The 26,713-nt window shown below is 35.7% G+C and carries 27 protein-coding genes; all 27 read left to right on the plus strand.

What is annotated here, in order from left to right; genetic code table 11:
- Positions 1-4: 4 nt before the first annotated feature.
- The 27 genes from cdaA to ACYIAQ_RS03775 all read left to right on the plus strand — a co-directional run bounded on the left by cdaA (position 5) and on the right by ACYIAQ_RS03775 (position 26,560).
- Positions 5-850: a diadenylate cyclase CdaA gene (gene cdaA / locus ACYIAQ_RS03645; RefSeq protein ID WP_122018533.1), complete on the plus strand. Its 846-nt coding sequence runs from the start codon at positions 5-7 to the stop codon at positions 848-850.
- Positions 847-1,818: a CdaR family protein gene (locus ACYIAQ_RS03650; RefSeq protein WP_483562573.1), complete on the plus strand. Its 972-nt coding sequence runs from the start codon at positions 847-849 to the stop codon at positions 1,816-1,818. The genes cdaA and ACYIAQ_RS03650 overlap by 4 nt, the downstream gene beginning before the upstream one ends.
- A gap of 13 nt (positions 1,819-1,831) precedes the next feature.
- Positions 1,832-3,184, plus strand: a complete 1,353-nt coding sequence (gene glmM, locus ACYIAQ_RS03655) for a phosphoglucosamine mutase (protein ID WP_483562572.1) — start codon at positions 1,832-1,834, stop codon at positions 3,182-3,184.
- A gap of 287 nt (positions 3,185-3,471) precedes the next feature.
- A complete protein-coding gene (glmS, locus tag ACYIAQ_RS03660; RefSeq protein ID WP_483562571.1) occupies positions 3,472-5,283 on the plus strand; it encodes a glutamine--fructose-6-phosphate transaminase (isomerizing) in 1,812 nt (603 codons plus the stop codon).
- Positions 5,284-5,377: 94 nt separating this feature from the next.
- Entirely contained in the window at positions 5,378-6,193 is an 816-nt protein-coding gene (locus ACYIAQ_RS03665; RefSeq protein WP_483562570.1) for a Cof-type HAD-IIB family hydrolase, read from the plus strand.
- A gap of 25 nt (positions 6,194-6,218) precedes the next feature.
- Entirely contained in the window at positions 6,219-6,656 is a 438-nt protein-coding gene (locus ACYIAQ_RS03670; RefSeq protein WP_483562569.1) for a CopY/TcrY family copper transport repressor, read from the plus strand.
- A gap of 34 nt (positions 6,657-6,690) precedes the next feature.
- A complete protein-coding gene (locus ACYIAQ_RS03675) occupies positions 6,691-7,404 on the plus strand; it encodes a hypothetical protein (RefSeq protein ID WP_483562568.1) in 714 nt (237 codons plus the stop codon).
- Positions 7,405-7,693: 289 nt separating this feature from the next.
- Complete coding sequence (gene polA, locus ACYIAQ_RS03680) at positions 7,694-10,366, plus strand: DNA polymerase I (RefSeq protein ID WP_483562567.1); 2,673 nt, start codon at positions 7,694-7,696, stop codon at positions 10,364-10,366.
- Between the two features lie 14 nt (positions 10,367-10,380).
- Complete coding sequence (mutM, locus tag ACYIAQ_RS03685) at positions 10,381-11,211, plus strand: bifunctional DNA-formamidopyrimidine glycosylase/DNA-(apurinic or apyrimidinic site) lyase (RefSeq protein ID WP_483562566.1); 831 nt, start codon at positions 10,381-10,383, stop codon at positions 11,209-11,211.
- Entirely contained in the window at positions 11,208-11,825 is a 618-nt protein-coding gene (gene coaE / locus ACYIAQ_RS03690) for a dephospho-CoA kinase (RefSeq protein ID WP_483562565.1), read from the plus strand. The genes mutM and coaE overlap by 4 nt, the downstream gene beginning before the upstream one ends.
- Positions 11,812-12,279 carry a transcriptional regulator NrdR gene (gene nrdR, locus ACYIAQ_RS03695; RefSeq protein ID WP_122018524.1) on the plus strand — a complete coding sequence of 156 codons (468 nt, stop codon included), beginning with the start codon at positions 11,812-11,814 and terminating at the stop codon, positions 12,277-12,279. Before coaE ends, nrdR begins: the two co-directional genes overlap by 14 nt.
- A gap of 2 nt (positions 12,280-12,281) precedes the next feature.
- On the plus strand, positions 12,282-13,643 hold the full coding sequence (locus tag ACYIAQ_RS03700) for a DnaD domain protein (RefSeq protein WP_483562597.1): 1,362 nt from the start codon (positions 12,282-12,284) through the stop codon (positions 13,641-13,643).
- A gap of 9 nt (positions 13,644-13,652) precedes the next feature.
- Positions 13,653-14,552 (plus strand): primosomal protein DnaI, encoded by a 900-nt coding sequence (dnaI, locus tag ACYIAQ_RS03705; protein WP_483562564.1) that lies wholly within the window; start codon positions 13,653-13,655, stop codon positions 14,550-14,552.
- A gap of 398 nt (positions 14,553-14,950) precedes the next feature.
- Positions 14,951-16,885 (plus strand): threonine--tRNA ligase, encoded by a 1,935-nt coding sequence (gene thrS, locus ACYIAQ_RS03710; protein ID WP_483562563.1) that lies wholly within the window; start codon positions 14,951-14,953, stop codon positions 16,883-16,885.
- A 60-nt stretch (positions 16,886-16,945) separates the two neighbouring features.
- The gene (locus ACYIAQ_RS03715) at positions 16,946-17,761 is read left to right on the plus strand and encodes a transporter substrate-binding domain-containing protein (protein WP_483562562.1); all 816 of its coding nucleotides are present in this window, start codon (positions 16,946-16,948) and stop codon (positions 17,759-17,761) included.
- Between the two features lie 220 nt (positions 17,762-17,981).
- Positions 17,982-18,491, plus strand: a complete 510-nt coding sequence (infC, locus tag ACYIAQ_RS03720; RefSeq protein WP_122018521.1) for a translation initiation factor IF-3 — start codon at positions 17,982-17,984, stop codon at positions 18,489-18,491.
- Positions 18,492-18,516: 25 nt separating this feature from the next.
- Positions 18,517-18,717 (plus strand): 50S ribosomal protein L35, encoded by a 201-nt coding sequence (rpmI, locus tag ACYIAQ_RS03725; RefSeq protein WP_122018520.1) that lies wholly within the window; start codon positions 18,517-18,519, stop codon positions 18,715-18,717.
- A 36-nt stretch (positions 18,718-18,753) separates the two neighbouring features.
- Positions 18,754-19,110, plus strand: coding sequence for a 50S ribosomal protein L20 (rplT, locus tag ACYIAQ_RS03730; protein WP_122023149.1), 357 nt, complete (start codon positions 18,754-18,756; stop codon positions 19,108-19,110).
- Between the two features lie 105 nt (positions 19,111-19,215).
- Positions 19,216-19,740 carry a YqeG family HAD IIIA-type phosphatase gene (locus ACYIAQ_RS03735; RefSeq protein ID WP_122023148.1) on the plus strand — a complete coding sequence of 175 codons (525 nt, stop codon included), beginning with the start codon at positions 19,216-19,218 and terminating at the stop codon, positions 19,738-19,740.
- Entirely contained in the window at positions 19,733-20,842 is a 1,110-nt protein-coding gene (yqeH, locus tag ACYIAQ_RS03740) for a ribosome biogenesis GTPase YqeH (RefSeq protein ID WP_483562561.1), read from the plus strand. Before ACYIAQ_RS03735 ends, yqeH begins: the two co-directional genes overlap by 8 nt.
- An 8-nt stretch (positions 20,843-20,850) precedes the next feature.
- Complete coding sequence (locus tag ACYIAQ_RS03745; RefSeq protein WP_483562560.1) at positions 20,851-21,489, plus strand: nicotinate-nucleotide adenylyltransferase; 639 nt, start codon at positions 20,851-20,853, stop codon at positions 21,487-21,489.
- Positions 21,482-22,093: a bis(5'-nucleosyl)-tetraphosphatase (symmetrical) YqeK gene (yqeK, locus tag ACYIAQ_RS03750; RefSeq protein WP_483562559.1), complete on the plus strand. Its 612-nt coding sequence runs from the start codon at positions 21,482-21,484 to the stop codon at positions 22,091-22,093. The genes ACYIAQ_RS03745 and yqeK overlap by 8 nt, the downstream gene beginning before the upstream one ends.
- Positions 22,090-22,437, plus strand: coding sequence for a ribosome silencing factor (rsfS, locus tag ACYIAQ_RS03755; RefSeq protein WP_122023146.1), 348 nt, complete (start codon positions 22,090-22,092; stop codon positions 22,435-22,437). The genes yqeK and rsfS overlap by 4 nt, the downstream gene beginning before the upstream one ends.
- Positions 22,438-22,443: 6 nt before the next feature.
- Positions 22,444-23,598: a nucleotidyltransferase gene (locus tag ACYIAQ_RS03760; protein WP_122023145.1), complete on the plus strand. Its 1,155-nt coding sequence runs from the start codon at positions 22,444-22,446 to the stop codon at positions 23,596-23,598.
- A gap of 2 nt (positions 23,599-23,600) precedes the next feature.
- Positions 23,601-24,158 (plus strand): DUF177 domain-containing protein, encoded by a 558-nt coding sequence (locus ACYIAQ_RS03765; RefSeq protein ID WP_483562558.1) that lies wholly within the window; start codon positions 23,601-23,603, stop codon positions 24,156-24,158.
- Positions 24,159-24,300: 142 nt separating this feature from the next.
- Entirely contained in the window at positions 24,301-25,014 is a 714-nt protein-coding gene (locus tag ACYIAQ_RS03770; RefSeq protein ID WP_122018511.1) for a response regulator transcription factor, read from the plus strand.
- On the plus strand, positions 25,001-26,560 hold the full coding sequence (locus ACYIAQ_RS03775; protein ID WP_483562596.1) for a HAMP domain-containing sensor histidine kinase: 1,560 nt from the start codon (positions 25,001-25,003) through the stop codon (positions 26,558-26,560). Before ACYIAQ_RS03770 ends, ACYIAQ_RS03775 begins: the two co-directional genes overlap by 14 nt.
- Positions 26,561-26,713 lie beyond the last annotated feature (153 nt).

Consider the following 26,713-nt stretch of genomic DNA (forward strand, 5'->3'; position numbering starts at 1 on the left):
AGTTATGCATTATAATGTTGCAAATATCTTCACTTGGAGTAGCTTGTCAACCATTCTGGATGTATTGATTATTTGGTTTTTGGTCTATCACCTTGTGGTTTTAATCAGAGGAACTAAGGCTGTTCAATTAGCCAAAGGGATTGTGTTGATTTTTATTGTGCGTATCATTGCGGGATTTTTGCAATTACATGCGACAACGTGGTTGATTGATCAGATTGTATCTTGGTCAGTAATAGGAATTATCATTATTTTTCAGCCCGAAATTAGGCGAGGATTGGAGCATTTGGGACGCCTACCTATTTTTGGTGAGCGAGAAGACAGTGAACGTGATCAATCGCTTCACTTTATTAATGAGCTTGATAAAGCAATTCAGTATATGTCTAAGCGACGCATAGGTGCCTTAATTACTATCCAACAGGAAACTGGACTTGAAGATTATATTGAAACTGGAATTAAGTTGAACGCACACGTAACTGGAGAATTATTGATTAATATCTTTATCCCTAATACACCGTTGCATGACGGTGCTGTAATTATTAATAAGGATCATACAATTGCGGTTGCGGCGGCATATCTGCCACTATCTGATAGCACGATGATTCCTAAAAGACTGGGAACTAGACACCGCGCTGCTGTTGGTATTTCTGAAGTAACTGATGCAATTACAATTGTTGTTTCTGAAGAAACTGGTGGCGTCACAATCACTCGAAATGGTCGAATGATGCTTGATATGACTCGTGAGGAATACATGAAGTATTTAACCGCTGAATTAGTGCCTAAGAAAAACGGTAATGATAAGTGGTATCAAAAAGCCTTGCAAAAAATTTGGAAGTGGGGTGCAGATCGATGAAAGAGTTTTGGCGAAAAACATGGTTCATTCGTCTTGTTTCACTTTTGATTGCAATTTTATTAGTAATTTATGTTAATTACACACAAAATGGTTTTTTGACTCCAGGACAAGCGGAAAGAACCAAGCAAACTGCTAATAAGGTACAGACTATCAAAGTTCCTTTACAAGTTTCAATTGATACGGATAAATATTATGTTGTGGGCTATCCTGAAAAAGTTAGTGTTACGTTGGAAGGATCAACGGCATTAGTAACGTCAACTGTTAATACGCAGAATTTTCGAGCATATATTGATTTAACTAATAACAGGATTGGAGATCAAACAGTTAAGGTTCATATTAATGGGATTAATAATCAAATTTCTTATACAGTTAATCCTAAAATTGTTCATGTAAATGTTCAACGTCGAAAATCAACGACAATGCCTGTACAAATAGAGTATAATAAAAATGCCGTAGCAAGCGGATACAAGTTTGGCAAAACAAGTGTTGATCCGCAACAAGTCGAAGTTACCGGTGCTCGTGGCGAAGTAGATCAAATTGATCAAATCGTAGCAAAGATTGTTTTGCCAAATGGAATTGATCATTCTTATGAAAGACAAGTTAGTTTGATTGCTGAGGATCAAAGAGGTCGACAATTGAATGTGATTATTGAACCGGCAACGGCAAGGGTGACAATTCCAATTACTACCGCCCAAAAGAAAGTTAAGGTTGCATTACAGCCAAAACATGAAAAAGCTAGAAAAGTTTATTCTCTGACGGCTAAAAACAATTATGTTACTTTATACGGTAGTGAATCAGCTCTGGTAAAAATTAAAAGTCTACCAGTTGCAGTAGACCTTAGAGATGTTAACTCTTCGACAACAAAGACTGTGAAATTAAAATTACCCAATGGGGTCGTTAAGGCTAATCCTAATCAGATTAACGTTGAGTTAAAAGTAGATAATATAAACGATTTTAAAGATAAATAGAAAGGTGTTTTATATGTTAAAGTATTTTGGCACTGACGGTGTTCGAGGCGTAGCAAATCAGGATTTATCCCCCGAAATGGCATTTAAACTTGGGCGTAATGGAGGTTACATTTTAACTAAAAATAAGTCGAAGAAAGAACAAGCAAAGGTACTAGTATCTCGTGATACTAGAATTTCAGGTCAAATGCTTGAGTATGCTTTGATTTCGGGCCTTCTTTCCGTTGGTATTGAAGTGCTTGAAGTTGGTGTGATTACTACTCCTGGATTATCTTATTTAGTACGTGCTCAAGGAGCAGATGCAGGAGTGCAGATTTCAGCTTCGCACAATCCTGTTGAGGATAATGGTATTAAGTTCTTTGGTAGTGATGGTTTAAAATTATCTGATGAGATGGAGGATGAGATTGAGAAATTGATCGATGCTCATGAAGATCTTTTACCCCGTCCATCAGCTGATGGGTTAGGTTCTGTCACGGATTTTCATGAGGGTAGTGCAAAATATCTGCAATTTATTGAAAATACGATTCCCGAAAATCTTGATGGCATAAAGGTTGTAATTGATGGCGCGAATGGTGCAGCTAGTAGTTTGATTTCGCGTTTATTTGCTGATTGTGGCGTTGATTTTACAACAATTGCAACTCATCCTAATGGATTGAATATTAATGATCATGTTGGGGCAACTCATACTGAAAGGTTACAAGAAGAAGTAGTAAAGCAAGGCGCACAACTGGGCTTAGCATTTGACGGTGATGCTGATAGATGTATAGCTGTTGATGAAAACGGGCATGAAGTTGATGGTGATCATATCATGTATATTTTAGGAACTTTCATGGAAGATAGTGGTCGCCTAAAAAATGATACGATTGTGACAACAGTGATGAGTAATCTCGGCTTTACAAAAGCTTTAGAAAGACGCGGAATTAAGAATGTTCGTACACAAGTCGGAGATCGGTACGTTTCTGAAGAAATGCGTGCTCATGGCTTTAATTTGGGAGGTGAACAATCAGGACATGTGATTATGAGTGATTATCATAATACTGGAGACGGGATGCTAACCGGGCTTCATTTAATGCTTGTTATGAAAAAAACTGGTAAAACATTATCTGAATTATTGGTTGATTTTAAAGATTATCCCCAATGCCTTGTAAACGTTCCTGTCAAAGATAAGAATAGCTGGAAACAGCATCAAGCAATTCTTGATGCAATTAATGATGTCGAAAAAGATATGAATGGTGATGGACGCGTTTTAGTTCGTCCCTCGGGTACCCAATCACTTCTAAGGGTTATGGCAGAAGGACCAACAGAAGAAGAAACAGCTATGTATGTTAAACGTATTACCGATGTTGTTAAACAAGAAATGGGCGTTTAGTCAATGTATCATAAAAAAAATCTGTGAAAAATTGCAAATAAATAAAAGAGCTGATAATTCTCGTTGATTATCAGCTCTTTTATTTTTGATTTATCTCTTTGTGCCAAATTAAACTAAAAAAGATCTTTGAGTAAGCATTGATTTTTCAAACATTTTCAAATATGTATATACCAATTCAAAATACTGTACTTGACCAATTCAAACCAAAAGGTTAATATTCTTTATGTAGCTTTAGTTATAAAACTAATCCATTTTTAAATAATATAACTATACCAAAGGAGATAAATATGTGTGGAATAGTCGGTGTTATTGGAAAATCTGCCAGAGACGTTGTTTTGAATGGCTTGAAAAAGTTGGAGTATCGCGGCTATGATTCTGCTGGGATCTATTTGAATGATTTAGCAGGAAATGAGTTTCTAACAAAAACTACTGGTCGGATACAGAATCTAAAAAATAAAATGACGTCCAATGAGCAAGGTGTAGTCGGAATTGGGCATACACGATGGGCAACTCATGGAGCGCCAAGTGAAAATAACGCACATCCTCATTTTGATGAAACGAAAAAATTTTATTTAGTTCATAATGGAGTGATTGAAAACTATCAGGAACTTAAGAAACAGTATTTAAAGGATGTAACCTTCAAATCGGATACCGATACCGAAGTAGTTGTCCAGTTGATTAGTAAGATTGCTCGTGATAAAAAACTAGATGCTTTCAGTGCTTTGAAACAAACTCTCACTCTTATTAAAGGCTCATATGCATTCCTTCTTGTTGACAATCAACAACCGGATCATATTTTTATCGCTAAGAATAAATCACCGTTAATGCTTGGGTTAACTTCTGAAGGAAATATTATTGCTTCTGATGCATTATGCGTTCTAGATCAAACCAATACCTTTGTTGATTTACATGATGGTGAAGTTGGCGATATTACTAAAAATCAATATCGAATTGAAACTATTACAGGTAAAGTAGTGAAACCTCAACCTTATCAAGTAAGAGTTGATCCTAATGCTGCAAGCAAAGGCACATATGAGTTTTATATGTTGAAAGAAATTTCTGAGCAGCCAAATGTTTTACGTCATTTAAATCAATTTTATCTTGATCAAAAAGGAGAGCCAAAAGTCGATTCAAAGATTATTGATGCTTTAGTCAAAGCTGATCGGTTATACCTTTTTGCTGCGGGAACAAGTTATCATGCTGCTTTAGTAGGAAAGACTATGTTTGAAGAAGTAAGTGGTATACCAACTGAAGTCGGTTTTGCGTCAGAAGCTGGATATCATTTCCCGATGTTATCGCAACATCCGTTTTTCATTTTTTTATCGCAATCTGGTGAGACAGCCGATTCACGTGTGGTCTTGCAGGAAGCTCTTAAGCGTAGAATTCCTTGCTTAACCATAACAAATGTTCCAAATTCAACTTTAGCTCGAGAGGCCGATTACACAATGACACTTGAGGCGGGACCTGAAATTGCAGTTGCGTCAACTAAAGCTTATACTGCTCAAATTGCTGTTGAGGCAGTGTTGGCTAAGGCTCTGGGAGAAAAGGCAAATCGCAAGCAAGCTAAGAATTTCCAGTTAAAAGAAAATTTGTCTTTAGCGGCAGAGGGAATTGATCAACTCTTGTCTGATCAATCAAAAATCGAAAAATTGGCTAAGAAATGTATAGTGCCTTCTCGAAATGCCTTTTATATTGGTCGCGGTCTCGATTATCCACTTGCTTTAGAATCAGCACTTAAGTTAAAAGAAGTGTCATATATTCAAACTGAGGGCTTTGCTGCAGCAGAATTGAAACATGGCACCATTTCACTAATTGAAGATGGTACCCCGGTTATTGCTTTAATCAATGATCCTATAACGGCTGATTTAATGCGTGGTAATATTCAAGAAGTAGTTGCACGGGGGGCTAATGTGATTACAATTGCTAGCAAGAATTTGGCAAAACCAAATGATGATCTAGTGTTACCCAAGATTGATTATTATTTAACACCTTTAATAGCGGTTGTGGCTACGCAATTGATTGCCTACTATACTTCAAAGGCAAAGGGATTAGATGTTGATAAGCCACGTAATTTGGCTAAAAGTGTTACAGTAGAATAGATATAGAGTAGAGAATAAATAATATACTAAAGGGTCGTAAGTAATTACGACTTTTTGTATAATTGGCTTATTACAAAGTAGGAGGTAAACGAATTTGGCAATTAAAGTGATCGCGCTAGATCTTGATGGTACTTTATTAAATAGTAACGTTGAAATCTCATCGGAAACTGAACAAGTAATTAAAAAAGTTAGTACTTTAGGAATAAAGATTGTTCTTGCAACAGGGCGACCATTATCAGGCGTTTTTTCCTATAATCAGCAGCTAGGTCTTGCTGGAAAAAGTCAATATAACGTTGTCTTTAATGGTGCGGTCGTTCAAGATCTTGACGGTAATATTATTATTAATCACAAGATGAATTACAATGATTTTACCAATATGCATAAGTTGCAACGTTTAGCTAAAGTAAATCTTCATTTTGAAACTACGGATTGTTTCTGGTCATGTGACCATGACCTCGGCTTGAATTTGACTAAAAACGCATATTTGCTAAATAATATCTTGAAAATTCGTGAACCGGACGAAATTAAGACGGACTTTACTTTCAACAAAGCCACCTTTGGCTTAATTGACGATATCGAGGATGTTGATCAATTATGGCGGTGTATTCCAGATTGGGCATTTGCTAAATACGATATTATTAGAAGTCTTCCGGAAATCATTGAGATTACTCCCAAAAATGTTTCAAAGGGTAGTGCCCTCGAACAATTAGCTGATCGCTTGAAAATTGACCAAAATCAAATAATGGTTTTTGGTGATCAGAGTAATGACTTGTCTATGTTTACAAATCCTAGATTTAAAAAGATCGCTATGGGAAATGCCATTGATATGATTAAAAAGAAAGCGGACTACGTGACCGAAGATAACGATCATGACGGAGTTGCCCAAGCACTAAAAAAATTTATATTGTAGTAGAATTAAGATTGAGTTAATGGTTATGGTGGAAAAAAAGATCGAGCATAATATTTCTGAAGCGGAATGGGAAGTCATGCGTATTGTGTGGACACTAGGTAAAATACATACGGGTGATGTGATTGAACAGTTGCAATTAAAAAAAGATTGGTCGCAGTCAACGATTAAAACATTGATGAGACGCTTAGTGAAGAAAGGTCTTTTGCAAACACATAAGGATGGTCACCGTTTTGTATATTCGGCGACGGTTACTCAAGTGGAAATGATGATTCAAGTTACAAATGAAATGATGAGTCGTATGTGTGATATGCATAAAGGACAGGTGTTGATTGAAATTATCAAAAAGATACCATTAACTAAAAATGATATTACAACAATTGAACAAGAACTAGCCCGTAAAAAAGAGAATGCTCCGGCAATGGTTCCGTGCGATTGTTTAACGCTGGGGCAGCATGATTGTTAACCCTAAGCTAATTAATCGGAGGCGAATAGTTTAAATGAAAAAAATTGGTAATTTTTTGTTGCGAATAGTTTTTGCTGTTTTGGTTTGCATTTCTGGTTTCTTATTATTGAAAAGCCCTATAAATATCGTTGTAGAGAATGTTCCAGCAATGGCTAAAGCAATTGTTCAAAAGAATGTTGACCACTCAGACAATATAGATTTAAAAAATACGTTAAAATTAGGGGAAGAACTTGGCGTTACGGATAAAATTTGGGGTCAACTTCAACGCAAGTATCAGTATAATCTTTCTTATACAAACCTTTATAATCTTAGCGTTAGTTATCAAGAAAATGGAGAATTGACGGATAAGAATTTAAATCTAACTGAGAAAAATCAAATTCAGAAGGCCTTTAATTATGTTATCATAGACAGAATTAATCATAATTTGAAACATAACTCACAGTCAGTAAAGCAAAAAATTAATATGTTTCATTACTTTTTCTTCGGAGTAATTGCCGTCTTTGCGATTACAGCGCTTCTTGTTTTACTTGGCAAAAAAATCGCTTCGTTATTATTGCTACTTTCAGCGGGAGCAACATTTGGCTTGCAACAATTCTACGTTAATGAATTATTGCAATATCTGCAAACTGAGTTTTATCACGGGATTACTTTGTCAACGTCGGCTGCCCTTTGGCTCGGCTTGGGACTTGCATTGGTAATAATAGTGCTTTGGCCGTTAGTCTTAAAAATCACAGCTAAAAATAATTAAATTAAAATAGATTAAAAAATCCAAATTTTCAATAATTGAAAATTTGAATTTTTTGTTTTTGAATATCTCAGATAATTTAGAAATATTTCGAAAAGAATAATTGTAATTAAAAAGTTTATGTTATTTAAGATTTAGGTTGGTTGAACTTAAATCTAACATCTTAAAAATTAAATACCAAAAAAACAAATAAACGACTTTTCTATGCACACCAAGGCCCTAGTCTGCAAGAAGCGATAAAAACTGTTAAAATGATAGTTAAATTAATTGAAGTTTTACATGAGGAGATCTAATGGCTAATCAAAAATTGCTTTTAATCGATGGTAATTCTATTGCCTTTCGTGCTTTTTATGCACTATACCGTCAGCTTGATAATTTCAAGAATTCAGAGGGTTTGCATACTAATGCCATTTATACATTTAAGAATATGTTGGATGTTTTGTTAAATGACATCAAACCCGACCATGTATTGGTTGCTTTTGATGCTGGCAAAACGACTTTTAGAAATGCTATGTATGATGATTATAAAGGTGGACGACAGAAAACCCCTCCAGAACTTTCGGAGCAACTTCCGTATATTCAGGAGTTATTGCATGATTTGGGGATTTCGACCTACGAGTTAGTCAATTACGAAGCCGACGATATTATTGGAACTTTTGCCAAGCTAGGGGAAAATTCCGCTTATGATGTTACAGTTGTAACTGGAGATAAAGATTTAACGCAGCTTGCTTCTGATAAAATTACTGTTATGGTAACCAAGACGGGTGTGCAGAATTTAGAGGCTTATACCCCAGAACACATGAAAGAAGTTAATGGCGTTACTCCGACGGAATTTATTGATATGAAGGCTTTAATGGGTGATAATTCGGATAACTATCCTGGGGTTACCAAAGTTGGTCCCAAGACAGCTTCGAATTTGATTCAACAATACGGCTCAGTGGAAAATTTATACCAGCATGTAGATGAGTTGAAGAAGTCTAAATTGAAAGAAAATTTAATCAATGATAGGGATAAAGCCTTTTTAGCTAAGAAACTAGCGACAATTAATTGCCAAACGCCCGTAACCATTACTCTAGATGACATAAAAAAACAAGAAGTTAATTACAAAAAGCTTCATCGTTTTTATGAAAAAATGAATTTCCGTAAATTTTTAAACGAATTAGAATCTAGTACCGATTTAGTTGCAACTAAAGAAACAGCTCCAATCGTACCAGTTAAATATACTATTGTAACTAATGAAAATATTACTGATATTAAAGTGAAAAGTGGGGCAACAATTAGTTTTTACTTAGCCATGCTTGGCGCAAATTATCATCTTGCCAATTTTGTTGGCTTTGCCCTTAAAGTGGGTAAGCAAATCTTTGTTAGTCGCGATATGGATCTTTTAAAAAGCGCTAATCTCCAACATGCGCTTGAAGATAAGCAGGTTAAGAAAAATGTGTTTGACTTAAAGCGAACAATGGTCGGCTTAAATCGTTTGGGAATCACTGCTCATGGAATTGATTATGATATGCTTTTAGCCTCATATCTTATTAATAATGAAAACAATTCTGATGACATGGGTGAAATTTGTCACATGTACGGTAACGACTCAGTTATGCGTGATGAGGAAATTTATGGTAAAGGTAGAAGTTTGCAGATTCCTAATGATGATAAAAAGATATTTAATCATTTAGCAAGTAAAGTACAGGCTGTTGAAAGTTTGAAGAATATTTTAGTCGATAAACTGCAAGAACATGAGCAAGACGACCTTTATGCAAGTATTGAGATTCCAGTTGCGCGAGTTTTAGCCATTATGGAAATGAATGGTATTAAAGTGGAAGCAGGTACTTTAATCGATTTACAAAAAGAATTTGCCCAAAAATTAAGTGAATTAGAAAAGAAGATTTTTGAAGAAGCTGGTGAAGAATTCAATTTGAATTCACCAAAACAGCTAGGACATATTCTGTTTGAAAAGTTGAATTTGCCTCCAATTAAGAAAACTAAAACTGGTTATTCAACCTCAGTTGATGTTCTTAATCAATTAAAGGAGCAAAATCCAATTATTCCTCATATATTGACATATCGTCAAATTTCTAAGATTCAGTCAACTTATGTGAATGGCTTACTGGATGTTATTCAACAAGACGGCCGTGTGCATACGCGCTACTTGCAAACATTAACAGCAACTGGTCGTTTGTCATCGGTTGATCCTAATTTACAAAATATTCCAACTAGAACTGAGGAAGGTAAGCAAATTAGAAAGGCTTTTGTTCCAAGTGAACCAGATGGATATATTTTTTCTTGTGACTATTCGCAGATTGAGTTGCGTGTTTTAGCGCAAGTTTCTGGTGATGAGCAAATGCAAGAAGCTTTTAAGACTGGATATGATATTCATGCTCATACAGCGATGAAAATTTTTCATTTGAATTCCACGGATGAAGTTACACCGCTAATGAGGCGCCGTGCAAAGGCTGTTAATTTCGGTATTGTTTATGGAATTTCGGATTATGGTTTATCCAAGAATTTAAATATTAGTCGTAAACAAGCTAAGGAATTTATTGATAACTATTTTGAGCAGTATCCCAAAATTAGTGAATATATGGGTAACGCTGTGCAATTTGCACGTGAACATGGTTATGCGGAAACTATTATGCATCGGCGTCGCTATTTACCAGATATTCACGCTAAAAACTATAATGTACGTTCTTTTGCTGAGCGAACAGCGATAAATTCACCAATTCAAGGATCAGCTGCTGATATTATTAAAATTGCAATGATTAATATGCAGCATAAGCTCGACGAATTAAAGTTAAAGACCAAGATGGTAGTTCAAGTACATGATGAATTGATCTTTGATGTGCCTAAAGATGAGCTTGAAATTGTGTCAAAAATTGTTCCACAAGTAATGCAATCTGCCGTCAAGCTTGATATTCCTCTAATTGCAGATTCGGGTTATGGTCATAACTGGTTTGAAGCCAAGTAAGGGAGTAATAATAAATGCCAGAACTGCCAGAAGTTGAGACCGTGCGGCGCACACTACTGCCGCTAATTACGGGCAAAACAATCAAGAAAATAACATTGTGGTATCCTAAAATTATTGCCAGTGATCCTAAGGAATTCGTTAATCAATTGACCGGAAAGAAAGTTATTAATATTGATCGTTATGCTAAATATTTACTAATTCGTTTTAATGATAATTTTACCGTTGTGTCGCATTTACGCATGGAGGGAAAGTATCGTTTGGTTAATGAGTTAGATCCTAAAAACAAGCATGATCATGTTCAATTTGCATTCACAGATAGTACGGCACTACGCTATAATGATGTGCGTAAATTTGGTAGAATGCAGTTGGTTAGGACGGGAACAGAAAGAGAAGTTACTGGAATTAGTAAACTTGGCTTTGAACCAAATTCTCCTGAATTTACCAAGGCGTATTTGAGAACCAGTTTAAAACATAAAAAAAAGAATATAAAAAATACATTACTGGATCAATCAGTTGTGGCAGGTCTAGGTAATATTTATGTTGATGAAGTTTTATGGCGCTCTAAAATTAATCCGCTAAGTTTGGCTAGTAAAATCCCCTCAAATCAAGTGGATAATTTGCGTGACAATATTAATGAGATTATTGCCCAGGCAATCATTGAGAAAGGAACAACTATTCATACATATCTAGATGCAAATGGTGAGACAGGCAATTTTCAAAAAATGCTTTTAGTTTATGGGCACCGAGGGGAACCCTGTCGACGCTGCGGGACGGCATTAGAAAAAATTAAGGTTAATGGTCGTGGTACGACATTTTGCCCTTATTGTCAGGTAACCTATCGATGACATTAGTTTTAGGATTAACTGGTGGGATTGCCAGTGGTAAAAGTACTGTCGATGATTTCTTTAAAGAAAGGCAACTGCCAGTTATTGATTGTGATCAGATTGCTCACGAAATTTTGGATATTGGGCACCAAGGGTATAATGATGTGGTAAGGCACTTTGGTAAGAAAATTTTAAATTCTAATCAAACAGTTAATCGTCAGTATCTAGGACAAATGGTCTTTAGTGATAAGCGACAATTGCAAGTTCTTAATCAGATCACTCATCCATTGATTTTTCGGGAAATTCAGACTAAAATTACGCGATATAGGAAGTTACAGAAGCCGTTTATTGTTGTTGATGCTCCTGTGTTATTTGAATCCGGAGGTCAAAATTATTGTGATCGCACTATCTTAGTGACTGTACCAGAGAAAATCCAACTTGAACGCTTAATGGCGCGTGACCATTTAACTAAAGGAAATGCTCTTAAACGTATTCATAGTCAGATGCCCTTAGCTCAGAAGGAAAAATTAGCCGATTATGTCATCACTAATACTGGTACTATCGAAGAATTAAATCAAAAATTAAGCCAATTACTAGTTAAAATAAAAAAGGAGGATCAATATGGAATGTCCTAACTGTAGACAGAATGCCTCGCGAGTCATTGATTCACGACCTAGTGACGAGAATCGGGCAATCAGAAGGCGACGTGAATGCGAAAATTGTGGGTTTCGATTTACTACATTTGAACGAGTAGAAACCACCCCTTTATTGGTTGTCAAGAACGATGGCACACGTGAACCGTTTAGCCGTAAGAAGATTTTACGTGGAGTGATGGCTGCGGGACAAAAGCGACCGATTACCAGTGAACAATTTGAGCAACTGGTTGATCATGTGGAAAATCTGGTCCGTCAGCAAGGAATTAGTGAAATTTCTTCGAAAAAAATTGGTCAACTAGTGATGGATGAGTTGGCAGAATTGGATGATGTTGCTTATATTCGTTTTGCTTCAATTTATCGTGAATTTAAAGATATGTCTAGTTTTATGAAGACAATGGAAGACATGATTGCCAAACGTGAGAAGGACAATTAGTGATGTATGAAACGCCTAATCCTAAACAGCCTTTCTTTATTACTAACCGAGTAGATATTTTTCCGGGTGATTTACGAGTTCTAATTAAACTTTATCAGCCGTTAATTGGTTCACGAGCCTTGTCGCTATATTTAAGCATGATTGAAGATTATGACTCTGGAGCGATGCTGTCTGATGCCAAGGGAATTTATATACTGCAGGAACAGCTTGACTGTGATATAAACAAACTATTATCGAGTTTGCATAAGCTTGAAGCCGTTGGTTTAGTCAGAACTAGTAAGTTAGAAAATCAGATTATGGGACAAATTTTACTCTTCTCTTTGAAGCGTGTACCTAGCAGCAGTGAATTTTTTTCAACGGCACTTTTAACTAGTCTGTTAAAGGAAAAAGTAGGGATAACGATGTTTCAATCATTGAGTCATGAATTTGCTCGTGAAAGTCAAAAATCGTTCAGTCAAATTAATGGTCTTAAGTCTGCTAAAGATGTTTCTGCCTCTTTTATTGATGTTTTTCGGTTGTCAGAAGAAGAAGCAATTGATCCCTCTCCTGAGGTTAAGAAAGCAGCACAAGAAAACCAGATTGTGCAAAGTAAACCGGCCGAAATTAATCCTCCAGAACAAATTGACTGGGAATTTATGAAACAACAGTTTGAAATTTATCAGATTGCTGGAAGTGAAATTGAGCGAAATCGTCCTGCTATTCAAGGTTTGATGAGGACTTATGGCTTGTCCGAACAGGAATTTGTTGATGAAACCTTGCCATGTTTACATGGTGATTACCACTTGAATATGCCGTTGATTAAACAAACAATTGCTAACAGTATTCATGCTGAGCATACACGCCAGAATCTTAAACAGCAGGAGCAAGCTTCTAATAAAAGTGAGGATATTAAACATTTTAGTATACGAGAACAGCAGGTATTACAACTTGCACAATCGAAGTCTCCCGCTCAATTTATATATCAACTAAAATCAGATCGTCATGATTATGTTGATGCTAGTGAATATCAAGTTCTTGACAATCTTTATAATCAGAAAGGGATTTCTGCTGATTTACTAAATATCTTGACCTATGCCTGTTTGAAAAGTGCCCCGAATGTATCATACCGACTAGCTAACAAAATTTTGCATGATTGGTTGCAACATGGGGTGCAAAGTGGCGCACAGGCGATTGATTACATGGATAAAAGAGAACAAGATAAATTCAAAAAGCAACAGACTCGTTCAGCCAGTTTTTATTCTCATAAACCAGTCGAAAAAGGTACCGATTGGAGTAAAAAGAAGTCGGCAAAAAAGACTGATGTCTCTACGGCAGATCTAAAACAATTCTTTAAAAATTTTGAAGATCAAAACGGCATGAAATAGGTGATAATTATGCAACCAATCAACAAATTTTTAGCACATGGAAATGCAACAAAAGCACAAGGGCACGGTAATGAAAATCTGCGTAAGCAAATCTTGAATAATCCAAAAATTCATGAATTTATCAGTCAATATCAAGATCGGTTGACACCTGAAATTATTAATAATAGCCTATCAAGTTTATATGAATATTATCTCTCGCAAGAGCATGATGACCCGGTAACCAGTGGCTATCGTCCTGAACTTATTTTAAGTGGTCAAGCAATCACACTAAAATATGTACCAAAAGAAAGCAAATTGGAAAAAGATCGTGAGCAAAGTATTAAAAAAAACGTGCGTTTAATTAATTTACCATTTGCATTACACGATGTCCGTTTAAGTCAAGTAGAAATGGCTCCGGGACGGGCATCTGCGATTGCAGATATTCAAACTTTTTTAGTGAATTATTCAAAAAATCATCATCCCCAGGGTTTATATTTATCTGGTGATTTTGGAGTTGGTAAAACTTATCTTTTGGCTGGACTTGCAAATACAGTGGCTGCGATGAACAGACAAGTAATATTTTTGCATTTACCAACCTTTATTGCTAATTTGTCAAGTCATTTTAATGATAATAGTTTGGCGGATGAGGTTCAACGAATTGCCCAATGTGATCTATTAATTATTGATGATATCGGTGCAGAAACGCTTAGCCAATGGTCACGTGATGAGGTACTTGCAGTGATTCTGCAAGCTCGAATGGATAATGTTTTACCAACCTTCTTTTCTTCAAATATGGCGATGGAAGAATTAAAGGAACATTTCAAGGAAACAAGAAATGCGATTGATCCCGTTAAGGCAGCTCGATTAATGGAAAGAGTTCATTTCCTGGCTAAGGAAATTGTTGTGTCTGGTCCTAATCGGCGCAATTAAAGTAAAGCATTAAGTGATATGAAACTGATGCTTATAATAATTTCGAAGCATTTTTGTCTAGTATTTTATCAATCTAACAATTAGATAAAGGTGGTTAGAAATTCTTTAACAATCTTCATTAAATTTTAAAAAAGTTTGCAATATGATATTAATTATGTATAATTAACATCAATGAATGAACATGATATTACTCTATTCAGAGAGAAAGACATTATTCTGTAAGTCTTTCAATTGAGTAATACCCCACTCATTCACATGAAAAAGATTTTTAAACGGGTGAGTTCCATTATCAATTCATAGAGATGGTCAAGAATTTTTTTGACCAAACTTTGGGTGGAACCACGTTAAATACGTCCCAGTGCATTTCGCACTGGGACTTTTTTGTTTTGGAGGTATACATGAGTTTTTCAATAATTTTGCCAGATGGTTCAAAAAGGGATTTTAGTCAAGCTATTACGATTAGTAACTTGGCTCATAGTATTTCGACTTCTCTTGGCAAAGCAGCACTTGCTGGTAAGGTTGATGGTCAAATTCGATCGGTTGATTATGAAATTAACCAAGATGCTAAGGTTGCAATTATTACAGATAAGGATGATGAGGGACTAAACATACTTCGTGCCAGCGTTGCCTTTGTTTTTGAAGCAGCAGCTAAGAAGATTTATCCAGAAATATGTTTAGGTGCACATGCAGCAAACGAAGATGGCTTTTTTGTTGATACTGATAAGGAAAATCAAATTAAAATTAGCGAATTACCAGAATTAGAAAAAGCTGTTAAGCAAATGGTTAAGTCTGGCGCAAAAATCGAACCAGTTACAATGCCAAGAGCCGAATTGGAAGAAATTTTTAAAGCTGATCCGTATAAGTTGGAGTTATTAAAGGCCGAAGAAGGTGAAACCATTTCAGCATACAAGTTAGGCAATTTTGTTGATTTTGGTTTCGCGGCTCTTTTACCAAATACTGGTAAAATTAAGCAATTTAAATTGTTGTCAGTTGCTGGCGCTTATTGGCAAGGTCAATCATCTAACCCAATGCTACAAAGAATTTCGGGGACAGCTTTCTTCAAAAAAGCAGACCTTGATGCTGATTTGAAACGGCGTGAAGAAATTAAGGCACGTGACCATCGAACGATTGGACGTGATCTTGATTTGTTCTTTGTTGACCCAAAAGTTGGTGCAGGTCTTCCTTATTGGTTGCCTAAAGGTGCAACAATTCGCCGTGTTGTTGAACGTTATATAATCGACAAAGAAGTTGCTGACGGCTATCAACATGTTTACACTCCCGTTTTAATGAATGTTGATGCCTATAAGACTTCTGGTCACTGGGCACATTATCGTGATGACATGTTCCCGCCAATGGACATGGGCGATGGTGAAATGCTTGAACTACGGCCAATGAATTGCCCATCTCATATTCAAATTTATAAGCATCATATTCGTTCATATCGTGAATTGCCAATTCGTATTGCTGAATTAGGAATGATGCACAGATATGAGAAATCTGGAGCCTTGTCTGGTTTGCAACGTGTGCGTGAAATGACACTGAACGATGGTCATACTTTTGTTACTTTAGATCAAGTGCAGGAAGAATTTTCTAAAATATTGAAATTAATTATGGATGTTTATAATGACTTCGATATCACTGATTACTACTTCAGATTATCGTATCGTGATCCAAAGAATACAGAAAAGTATTTTGCTAATGATGAAATGTGGGAAAGAAGTCAGTCAATGCTAAAAAAGGCAATGGATGACATGGGACTTGATTATGTTGAAGCTGAAGGCGAAGCTGCCTTTTACGGTCCAAAATTGGATATTCAAACTAAGACTGCATTAGGAGCAGATGAAACAATGTCTACAATTCAACTTGACTTTATGCTACCAGAACGCTTTGATCTCTCATATATTGGTCAAGATGGTGAAGAACATCGTCCAGTAATGATGCACCGTGGAATTGTTGGTACAATGGAACGCTTTATTGCTTATCTAATCGAAATTTATAAAGGTGCCTTTCCAACTTGGCTGGCTCCAACTCAAGTGCAAATTATTCCAGTTAACCTAGATGCTCATGCTGAGTATGCTAAGAAGGTTCGTGACGAACTCAATAAGCGTGGCTTTAGAGCAGAAGCTGATCTACGTAATGAAAAGTTGGGCTATAAAATTCGTGAATCACAAACTCAAAAAGTTCCATATACCTTGGTTTTAGGCGATAAGGAAATGAAGTCAAATAGTGTTAATGTTCGGCGTTATGGAACAGAAGAAGAGGTATCAAAGACATTTGATGAATTCATCAAAGAAATTAAGCAGGATGTTAAATCATATTCACGTAATAAATAATTGATAATAGTTACTCTGGATTTTTTTAACAATCGATATTTAAATATTGGGAGAGCCATTATGAAGAAAATATTAGGGCTAATTCCGATATTACTCAGTGCTTGTTTATTAATCGGTTGTAGCCAAAGTGTTTCTGATCGAAATGCTTTAAAGAATGTACAAGAGTCTCATGCACTTACTTGGGGAATTGAGAGTGATGTTAGATTGTTTAGTTTAACTGATACTCAAGATAATCAAGAAAAAGGTTTTGAAGTTGATATGGCAAAAGCCATTACTAAAGAAATTTTAGGATCAAAGGGAAAAGCAAAGTTTATTTTGGTGACTGCACAATCACGAATTCCATTATTGAAGAATGGGAATGTTGATGCCGTTATTGCAACGATGACTATTACACCAGAACGTAAAAAGATAATTAATTTTTCTAAATCTTATTTTGCAGCAGGCCAATCACTCTTAGTTAGAAAAAATTCGAGAATCAAAAACATTCATGATTTGGTTGGTAAAACAGTGATTGGCATTGTAGGGGATAATTCAGTTGATGTGATTAAAAAAGTGGCACCCAAAGCTAAAGTTGTTCAAATGCAGGATTATGGTCAAGCCGTAATCGCGTTAAAAGCGGGTCAAGGGGATGCACTTTCGAGTGACAACGGTGTTTTATATGGCTTGGCAGTCGAAAACCCGAGGTTAACGGTACGTGGCGGGACTTTTACAAAAGAGCCATACGGAATAGCAATAAATAAACATCAGCCTGAATTAGAAAATGCCATAAATACAGCAATTTCGAAATTACAACATAGTGGGAAATATAATCGGTTGATTAAGAAATGGTTCAGCAAAGTACCTGGTTTTAATTATAAAGTGATGTATCGCAATTAAGAATTATATTTACGCTTGAAACAAAAATTATTTGACGTAAATAATGAGAACGTGTATAATCGCATTAGTTGAGAACAAGAAGGAGCTTCCCGCTTCTCGCCTAAGTTAAGTTGACCTCTGGGCTAATCGATATTTTCTGTTGATTAAAGGCGGGGCACTTAGTACCCGTCTTTTTCTTGTCCTCAAATTAACATGGAGGTGAAGAATTATACCAAGGAATTTGATATTAAACGATCAGATACGTGCACGTGAAGTTCGTTTAATTAATGAAGATGGTGAACAAGTTGGTGTTGTAACTAAGGATGAGGCATTACGCCAAGCCAGTGTTGCAAGTTTAGATTTAGTTCTAATTTCGCCTAATGCCAAACCACCGGTTGCCCGGATTATGGACTATGGTAAATACCGTTTTGAACAACAAAAAAAGGTTAAAGAATCACGTAAGAAGTCTAAGACTGTTAGTGTGAAAGAAATTCGCCTAAGTCCGACAATTGAAGGCAATGATTTCAATACTAAATTAAAACACGCTCAAAAGTTCCTAACTAAAGAAGGAGCTCAGGTTCGTGTTTCGATTAGGTTCAGGGGTCGAGCTATTACTCATAAAGAATTAGGACGCGATGTACTTGAAAAGATGGCGGAAGCTACATCTGATATTGCTACTGTGATTAGCAAGCCAAAGATGGAAGGTCGCTCGATGTTCTTAATACTTGCTCCTAAGAGTGATAAAAAATAAATAGTTAATTTGGAGGAATTAGAAAATGCCTAAAATGAAAACCCACCGCGCTTCTGCTAAGCGTTTTAAAAGAACTGCCTCTGGTGAATTAAAACGTCATCACGCTTTTACTGGTCACCGTTTCCACGGTAAGACTAAGAAACAACGTCGTCATTTGAGAAAAGCTGCATTAGTTTCACGCAGCGACTTGAAGCGCATCAAACAGATGCTCTCTCAAATGCGTTAATTATTAAGTAAAAACGATATTTAGGAGGAATTTTAGATGCCAAGAGTTAAGGGTGGAACAGTTACACGTAAACGTCGTAAGAAGGTTATGAAGCTTGCTAAGGGGTACCGTGGCGCAAAGCATATGCAATTTAAGGCTGCAAGTACACAATTATTTGTATCCTATAGATATGCATTCCGTGATCGTAGAAGACGTAAGAGCGATTTCAGAAAGTTATGGATTGCTAGAATCAATGCTGCAGCTAGACAAAATGACATTTCTTACTCTAAGCTGATGCATGGTTTGAAAGTTGCTGGTATTGACATTAACCGTAAAATGTTAGCTGATATTGCTTATAACGATTCAGAAACTTTTGCAACATTAGCCGAAACTGCTAAGAAGGCTTTAAACTAAGCTAGAAAATGGCGCATTTGCGCCGTTTTTTTATGTAAAAAATTATTACTTGAAGGTTAATCTTTGGTATATTAAACTATGGAATGACAATGAGGGGAAAGTTAAATGTTATTTAGGCCACGATATACAATTGATACAATTTATCATCTAGATACCGATATGCTTCACCAATTAGGAATTAAAGCGGTATTTTCTGATTTAGACAATACTCTTTTAGCGTGGAATAAGTTTGAAACGGCAAATGAAATGGGAAGGCTAAACGAACGTTTAGCTGATGCTGGAATTAAATTGGTGGTTATTTCGAATAATAACGCTGAGCGGGTTGGTAAGGTGCTTAATCCTTATCAGATTGACTTTGTGGCCAAGTCAAAAAAGCCGCTACCGTTTGCAATTAAAAATAAAACACAAAAAATGTGCTTAAGTTCTAATCAAGTAATGATGGTTGGTGATCAGTTGATTACGGATATTCAAGCGGGTAATCTTGCTGGCGTAAAATCAGTGTTAGTTAAACCACTTGTTCAGACAGATAAGTGGAATACGCGCATTAACCGCTTTTTGGAAAAAATTATTTTTTTCTTTTTGGGTTTATCACACCCTGTAACTTTTAAGGAGACATTAAAACATGGATGATAAAATTATTTGTATTGGTTGTGGGGCAATATTGCAATCGACTTGTCCTGAAGAAGCCGGGTACATTCCTGCATCCAGATTGAAGAATGTTCAAGATGGTGAAGATAATGATGTTTATTGTCAGCGATGCTTTCGCTTGCGTCACTATAATGAAATTATGCCGGTAGATACCAATAATGATGACTTTTTAGCTTTGTTAAATTCAATGGCAGAAAAAAAAGCGTTAATTGTTAACGTAGTAGATTTGTTTGACTTTACTAATTCACTTTTATCATCAATAACACGTTTTATTGGTAATAATGATTTCATTTTAGTTGGGAATAAATTTGACTTATTCCCGCAAAATTTGCGTCAAAGTAAGATTAAGGATTGGATGCGTCAAGAAGCGAATCGTGTTGGTTTATTCCCTAAGAAAATATTTTTGGTTAGTGCTAAAAAGCAAAAAAATCTTGAAAAATTAATATCTTATCTTGATATAGAATCACGCAACCAAGATGTGTATTTTGTTGGGATGACTAATGTCGGCAAGTCAACCTTGCTAAATGCAATCATTGATCAAATGGGCGATATTCAAGATTTGATTACCACCTCTCGCTTTCCAGGAACTACACTTGATAAAATTGAAATTCCACTAGAAAATGGACACTTATTGGTTGATACTCCGGGGATTATGACAGAAAATCAATTGGCAACGCATTTAAGTGCAAAAGAGTTAGCAATTATTTCACCGCAAAAACCGCTTAAACCGGCAACTTATCAATTGAAGCCAGGTAACACTCTGTTTTTGGCCGGATTAGGTCGAATTGATTTTTTGAAAGGTGAACCTGCTAGTTTTACAGTTTATGCTGCACGAGAATTATATATTCACCGAACTAAGACAGAAAAAGCTGATGAATTTTACTCAAAACATGTGGGGAAATTGCTTAGTCCGCCAAGTAATGAGGATAAACTACCAGAATTGAAAGGGAAAAAATTTCATACAAGTAGTAAGAGTGATCTCTTGTTTGGCGGCATCGGATTTGTAACAGTGCCAAATGATTGTTTAGTTAAAGTTTATACACCTAGCCAAATTGGCTTAGGTATAAGACGCGCACTGATTTAGAGGGGAAAATGATTGCTATTTCTAAGGATGAAAAAAGTCCAGTAGTTGCTGTTGAAACGGAAAAAATTGATTCACTTAAGGGTAAACAAATTGGCATTTTGGGTGGCACCTTTAATCCGGTTCATTTGGGACATCTGCTTGTTGCGCAACAAGTCGTAACTAAACTTCATTTAGATGAAATTTGGTTTATTCCAACTAATATTCCACCCTTAAAGGATGCACCGAAAGTTTCACCTGAAGATCGAGCCAATATGCTTGAATTAGCTACGCACGATAATCCACAATTTTATGTAAAGCTTTTTGAACTATTTCGCGGTGGCGTTTCATATACAGTTGATACATTGCGTCATTTACATAATATACAGCCCCAAAACCACTATTATTTAATTATAGGTAGTGATCAGGTTAATAATTTGAAAAGTTGGAAGGAGCCTACTAAGATAGCACAATTAGCTACTTTAGTTGGTGTTCAGCGACCAGGGTACCCACAAAAGGCAACTTTACCAATAATTTGGGTTGATGTGCCAAAAGTAGAAATAAGTTCAACATTAATTAGACAAACAATTGCAATGGGAGGCTCCATTAAATATTTGGTGCCAGAAGCTGTTGAAAATTATCTTTACCAAAAGAGGCTTTATAATGACTGATTTTGTTTTGAAAAATACTTATTCTTCATTATCCAGTAGTGAATTGATTAAGTTAGAAGAAAATAACATGGATCATAAGCGCTTTAAACATTGTATCGGAGTAAGTCTGACGGCACGTAAATTGGCACATCTTAACAATTATGATGAAGATAAGGCTGCTTTAGCAGGATTTATCCATGATTATGCCAAACAAGTTTCGGTTGCGGATTTTCGCAAAACAATTCAGACACAGGGCTTTGATCAAGAGCTTTTGAATTGGGGGCCGGCAATTTGGCATGGAATTGTAGGAACATATTTTATTAAACGAGATTTAAAAATTACTGATCCTGAAATTTTAACAGCCGTTAGACGCCATACTACGGGTGATACTGAAATGACAATGCTTGACAAAATCGTTTATATGGCTGATTATATTGAGCCGGGAAGAGATTTTGTGGGTGTCGACACGGCACGAGAAATCACTTTTGCTAATTTGGATGAAGGTGTTGGTTTTCAATTAGCTCACACTCTTAATTTTTTAATAGGAAATAGAAATAAGGTATATCCACGCACTTTGGCTGCATATAATGTGTGGAGTATTAAAGATAATGAGGAGAAAAATTGACTAGTAAAGATATCTTAGCTTTCGTCTTGAAAGCGATTAGTGATCGTCATGGCGAAGATACGGCTGCCTATGACATGCAAGGGTATAGCATTTTGTCTGACTATTATGTTGTGACTAGTGCTGGCTCAAATAGGCAGTTGCACGCAATTGCGAATGCGATTATTGATGAAGCTCATAAAGCCAACTTTTATAATTATCGAGTTGAAGGGACCAGTGAATCAAATTGGCTGCTACTTGACTTAGGTGATGTTGTGGTTAATGTATTTACTGAAGAAGCTCGTGATTTTTATAATGTTGAAAAATTATGGGTAGATGGTAAAAAAATAGAATTAAAGGAAGATTAACTAACAATGAGTGTAGTTGGGATCATAGCAGAATATAATCCCTTTCATAGTGGGCATGAGTTTTTGATGAATGAGGCACGCAATCTTGCTCGTAGTAAAGATCCAATTATTGTCGTCATGTCAGGAAATTATGTGCAACGTGGTGAGATGGCAATTATGGATAAGTGGTCACGAGCGCAAACTGCCCTTGAAAGTGGAGCAGATTTGGTGTTTGAACTCCCTTTTTCAACCTCAGTTGAACCAGCAGATTTGTTTGCTCTTGGTAGTATTGATTTATTGGTTAAGATCGGCGTAAATCACTTAATTTTTGGCGTTGAAGATGCAACTCAAAATTTTGCTTATTTAGGAAGTAAAATTGCTGAAATACCTCCCAACCATATGAACTTTAATGACTATAGTCAAACATATTCTACTCAGTATAATCAAATGGTGGCTCGTGAAGTTGGTCAAGAAGTTAATGAACCCAATGCAATTTTAGCCTTGGCTTATGCCGTTGCTAATTATAATTTGGGTTCGCCATTAGTTTTACATCCAGTTAACCGAATTGGAGCCGGTCACGATGATATTTTGCAACACAATGGTATAGTTCAGAGTGCAAGTGCGATTCGTAACCTTATATTACATAACCAAGTTGACTTTAACTTAAAACAATGGATGCCACTTAAAGAAATAAATTTGCTTCGCAAACAGCAGGCATATCCAAATTGGAATCTGTTGTTTCCTTTTTTGAAGTATCGTCTTGAATCTTCTTCAATTGTAGAATTGCAAAAAATTTATCAAATGAACGAAGGGCTCGAATATAAGATGAAACATGAAATTCATTTGGCGCAAAATTTCACTGATTTCTTGCGGAGAGTTAAGTCTAAACGTTACACATATTCACGTTTGCGTAGGCTCAGTTTATATACATTATTAAATGTTACACAAGATGATATGATTGATAGTTTCAATCATGAATCGCTATTCTTACTTGGTTATAGTAAGCTAGGTAAGAAATATTTAAAGCAAATTAGAAAAGAAACATCTGCTGAAATTGTTTCTAAAATAGATCAAAAGAACACAAAATATGGGTCATTGCATTTACAAATGCGGGTTGATCGATTATATGAACAAATAACAAAGGTTGACCAAAATTTTGGTCGCCGTCCAGTGGAGGTGTAGAAATGTTATCACTGAATTTTTCACAAATTGTTAAAAGTACAGAACCTTTAATTCATCTTGAACAAAACGTGGAAATGCGGCCAGAATTTTTAAAGCGAAGTCAGAAACTACTGTACCAGATTGAGAAAGTCAAAATTAGCGGTGATTTGTTTTATAGTGAACCATATGTTACTGGTGATTTTACTGTGACAGCAGATTTGATAGTTCCTTCAAGTCGAAGTCTTGCTCCAGTCGAGCTACATGAACAGTTCCATTTTTGCGAAAATTATACAGAAAAAGATGTATCGAAGGAAGAATTAGATGAAACAGAAATCCCAATTATAAAAGTTGAAAATGATTTGATTGATTTGCAAACAGCAATTGAAGACAATATTTTGTTACATATTCCTACGACTATTCTGACCAAGCAGGAAAAAGAAAAGGAAATATATCCTCATGGAAATGGTTGGTCAGTTATTTCTGAGGAGGAGTATAATCGCAATAAAAGCAATCAAATTAATCCGGCATTTGCAAAGTTAAAGGATTTATTTAAGCAAGAAGATTGCAATGACAATAAGTAAGTGTGATCTTCAAAAGCAAAATGAAAAACAAGAAAAATAGTAACTCGATTTTTAATCTTGTTTTAAAATCACTTTTAAAGTATGCTTTACTTATAAAATGGAGTCTAATTTAGAAATTAATAATTTTAAAAAGGATAGAGAAATGGCAAGAATTTTAATTGTTGAAGATGAAAAGAATTTGGCACGTTTTGTAGAATTAGAATTAAAACATGAAAAATATGATACTGTCGTTGAAGGTAATGGACGTAAAAGTTTAGATTTAGCATTAAAGGAAGACTTTGATGCGATTTTGCTAGATCTAATGCTTCCTGATTTAAATGGGCTTGAAATTGCTCGACGTGTTCGTCAAGTTAAGAGTACGCCAATCATTATGATGACAGCTCGTGACTCTGTAATTGACCGTGTTTCTGGCTTAGATCATGGTGCAGATGACTATATTGTTAAACCATTTGCAATTGAGGAACTATTGGCTCGTCTACGAGCAGTCTTACGTCGAGTAAAAATTGAAAAAGAAGCTTCCGATGGTACTATCGAAAAGAAAGTAGTTAAGTTTAAAGACTTAACAATTGAAACTGCTAATCGAATTGTCCGCCGTGGTGATGGCAAGACTGTTGATCTAACTAAGCGCGAATATAATTTGTTAATGACTTTAATTCAAAACAAGAATAATGTGGTTAGTCGTGATCAGTTATTGTCTAAAATTTGGGGTCCAAGTTCAAATATTGAAACAAATGTTGTCGAAGTTTATGTTCGCTACTTGCGTAATAAAATCGACATTCCTGGCCAACAATCGTATATTAAGACCGTTCGTGGTACTGGATATATGGTAAGAGACGAAGATGATGAGAAGAAATAAAGATAAACAATTTCAGGAGACCAAACATTCATCCTTAATAGTACATTGGGTGAGTGTCGTTGCATTAACGATAATGGTCTCTTTTATTGTATTTTCAGTTGTAATATATTCGATTGTGGGACAACAATCATTGGTGCAACAGAAGGAAACATCAAGCGAAATGATGACCAAGCTTAATGCTAATCTTATGCGAATTCCAACAGAGTTGCAGATTTCTAATGTGGTTCCATCATTGACTCCTTCAACACAAAAAGTATTACAAAGAAGTCCTGCAATTAGTCAATCAGAATATGGAACCAGTGCTTTTAACGATGACTTGCTGTCTTCTTTGACCAACCCCGATTTAAATGTTGTGGTTTATAATCTTGAAAAAGAAGACGTTTTTGACAATGGTAGCAATATTCCTCAGTTCAAATCATTTAAAGGTGATATCTTAATGGAGACTGTTTATCATAATCATCGCCGTCAATTATTGACTTATCAAAAGGTTCGGTCTATGAAGAATGGGCAAGTAACAGGCTATATTGTGGTCAAAAATAAGATGTCATATTATAACGGCTTGATGAGGGATCTACTTAAATGGATGATTCGTATTTCTCTGGTTGCAATTATAATCTTTACAATAATTTCTTTCATTATTGTTTTGGGGATTGTTAAGCCGATCAAAGAAATGTCTAAAGTAGCCGGAGAAGTTAATGCAGATCCAAATAGTACGGCAAGAATCAAAGATTTTCATCGCCATGATGAATTGCAGGAACTTGCAATTTCATTTAATCAAATGCTTGACAGGATGCAACGCTATATTGAGCAGCAAAAGGAATTTGTAGGCGATGTTTCACACGAATTACGAACTCCGGTTGCCGTAATTGAAGGACATTTAAATATGTTGGAACGTTGGGGAAAAGATGATCCAGAAATTTTATCTGAGTCGATTACAGCTTCATTGCAAGAAGCAAAGCGAATGCAGCATCTAATTCAAGAAATGTTAGATTTAACCAGAGCTGAACAAATTAATGTACAGTATCCGAACGCAGTGACTAAGGTTTCAGATGTATTAAAGAGAGTCACAGGAAATTTATCTATGGTTCATCCAGACTTTTCTATAAGGCTTGATATGGATGATTTACCATTAGAAACTGAAATTCAAATTTATCAAGGACATTTGGAACAATTATTGGTCGTACTAATCGACAATGGAATTAAATATTCAACTACCCGCAAGGAACTAAATATTTCAGCCGGATTGCTCAATAATGAAGTTAATATTATTGTACAGGATTATGGTGAAGGCATTTCTGAAGCAGACCAAAGTAAAATTTTTAATCGCTTTTATCGTGTTGACAAGGCAAGAACACGAGAAAAAGGTGGCAATGGTTTAGGTTTGGCAATTGCTCAAAAGTTAGTTATTAGCTATCATGGTAAAATTAGTGTTGAATCTGTGGAGGGTCAAGGAAGCCAATTTATCATAACCTTTCCATCTTTGACAAAACAGCAGGCGGACAATCTGCGTCAGCGTGAACAAGATAAGCAAAAGCGTGATTCCTGAATAATTAAAAAAGTGTTTCTTAATAGTTATTTTAGCTATAGGAAACACTTTTTGCTTAAAAATTAATTTATCCATAATAAAAACCTCCAGCTGGGTTTTGAACCCATCTAGGAGGTTAGCTTTACTTCAAAATGAAGTCTTGCAAATTAAAAT

The sequence above is a fragment of the Lactobacillus sp. X-49 genome, assembly GCF_057063645.1.

Bases quoted from the DNA above. Each gene is read 5' to 3' on its own strand.
- glmS (WP_483562571.1), top strand. From the start codon at position 3,472: ATGTGTGGAATAGTCGGTGTTATTGGAAAATCTGCCAGAGACGTTGTT.
- ACYIAQ_RS03760 (WP_122023145.1), top strand. From the start codon at position 22,444: ATGAGTGTAGTTGGGATCATAGCAGAATATAATCCCTTTCATAGTGGG.
- ACYIAQ_RS03715 (WP_483562562.1), top strand. From the start codon at position 16,946: ATGAAGAAAATATTAGGGCTAATTCCGATATTACTCAGTGCTTGTTTA.
- ACYIAQ_RS03700 (WP_483562597.1), top strand. From the start codon at position 12,282: ATGTATGAAACGCCTAATCCTAAACAGCCTTTCTTTATTACTAACCGA.
- ACYIAQ_RS03650 (WP_483562573.1), top strand. From the start codon at position 847: ATGAAAGAGTTTTGGCGAAAAACATGGTTCATTCGTCTTGTTTCACTT.
- yqeK (WP_483562559.1), top strand. From the start codon at position 21,482: ATGACTGATTTTGTTTTGAAAAATACTTATTCTTCATTATCCAGTAGT.
- glmM (WP_483562572.1), top strand. From the start codon at position 1,832: ATGTTAAAGTATTTTGGCACTGACGGTGTTCGAGGCGTAGCAAATCAG.
- thrS (WP_483562563.1), top strand. From the start codon at position 14,951: ATGAGTTTTTCAATAATTTTGCCAGATGGTTCAAAAAGGGATTTTAGT.
- rpmI (WP_122018520.1), top strand. From the start codon at position 18,517: ATGCCTAAAATGAAAACCCACCGCGCTTCTGCTAAGCGTTTTAAAAGA.
- cdaA (WP_122018533.1), top strand. From the start codon at position 5: ATGCATTATAATGTTGCAAATATCTTCACTTGGAGTAGCTTGTCAACC.
- yqeH (WP_483562561.1), top strand. From the start codon at position 19,733: ATGGATGATAAAATTATTTGTATTGGTTGTGGGGCAATATTGCAATCG.
- nrdR (WP_122018524.1), top strand. From the start codon at position 11,812: ATGGAATGTCCTAACTGTAGACAGAATGCCTCGCGAGTCATTGATTCA.
- rplT (WP_122023149.1), top strand. From the start codon at position 18,754: ATGCCAAGAGTTAAGGGTGGAACAGTTACACGTAAACGTCGTAAGAAG.
- coaE (WP_483562565.1), top strand. From the start codon at position 11,208: ATGACATTAGTTTTAGGATTAACTGGTGGGATTGCCAGTGGTAAAAGT.
- dnaI (WP_483562564.1), top strand. From the start codon at position 13,653: ATGCAACCAATCAACAAATTTTTAGCACATGGAAATGCAACAAAAGCA.
- ACYIAQ_RS03670 (WP_483562569.1), top strand. From the start codon at position 6,219: ATGGTGGAAAAAAAGATCGAGCATAATATTTCTGAAGCGGAATGGGAA.
- polA (WP_483562567.1), top strand. From the start codon at position 7,694: ATGGCTAATCAAAAATTGCTTTTAATCGATGGTAATTCTATTGCCTTT.
- ACYIAQ_RS03675 (WP_483562568.1), top strand. From the start codon at position 6,691: ATGAAAAAAATTGGTAATTTTTTGTTGCGAATAGTTTTTGCTGTTTTG.
- ACYIAQ_RS03765 (WP_483562558.1), top strand. From the start codon at position 23,601: ATGTTATCACTGAATTTTTCACAAATTGTTAAAAGTACAGAACCTTTA.
- ACYIAQ_RS03770 (WP_122018511.1), top strand. From the start codon at position 24,301: ATGGCAAGAATTTTAATTGTTGAAGATGAAAAGAATTTGGCACGTTTT.
- ACYIAQ_RS03745 (WP_483562560.1), top strand. From the start codon at position 20,851: ATGATTGCTATTTCTAAGGATGAAAAAAGTCCAGTAGTTGCTGTTGAA.
- mutM (WP_483562566.1), top strand. From the start codon at position 10,381: ATGCCAGAACTGCCAGAAGTTGAGACCGTGCGGCGCACACTACTGCCG.
- ACYIAQ_RS03735 (WP_122023148.1), top strand. From the start codon at position 19,216: ATGTTATTTAGGCCACGATATACAATTGATACAATTTATCATCTAGAT.
- ACYIAQ_RS03775 (WP_483562596.1), top strand. From the start codon at position 25,001: ATGAGAAGAAATAAAGATAAACAATTTCAGGAGACCAAACATTCATCC.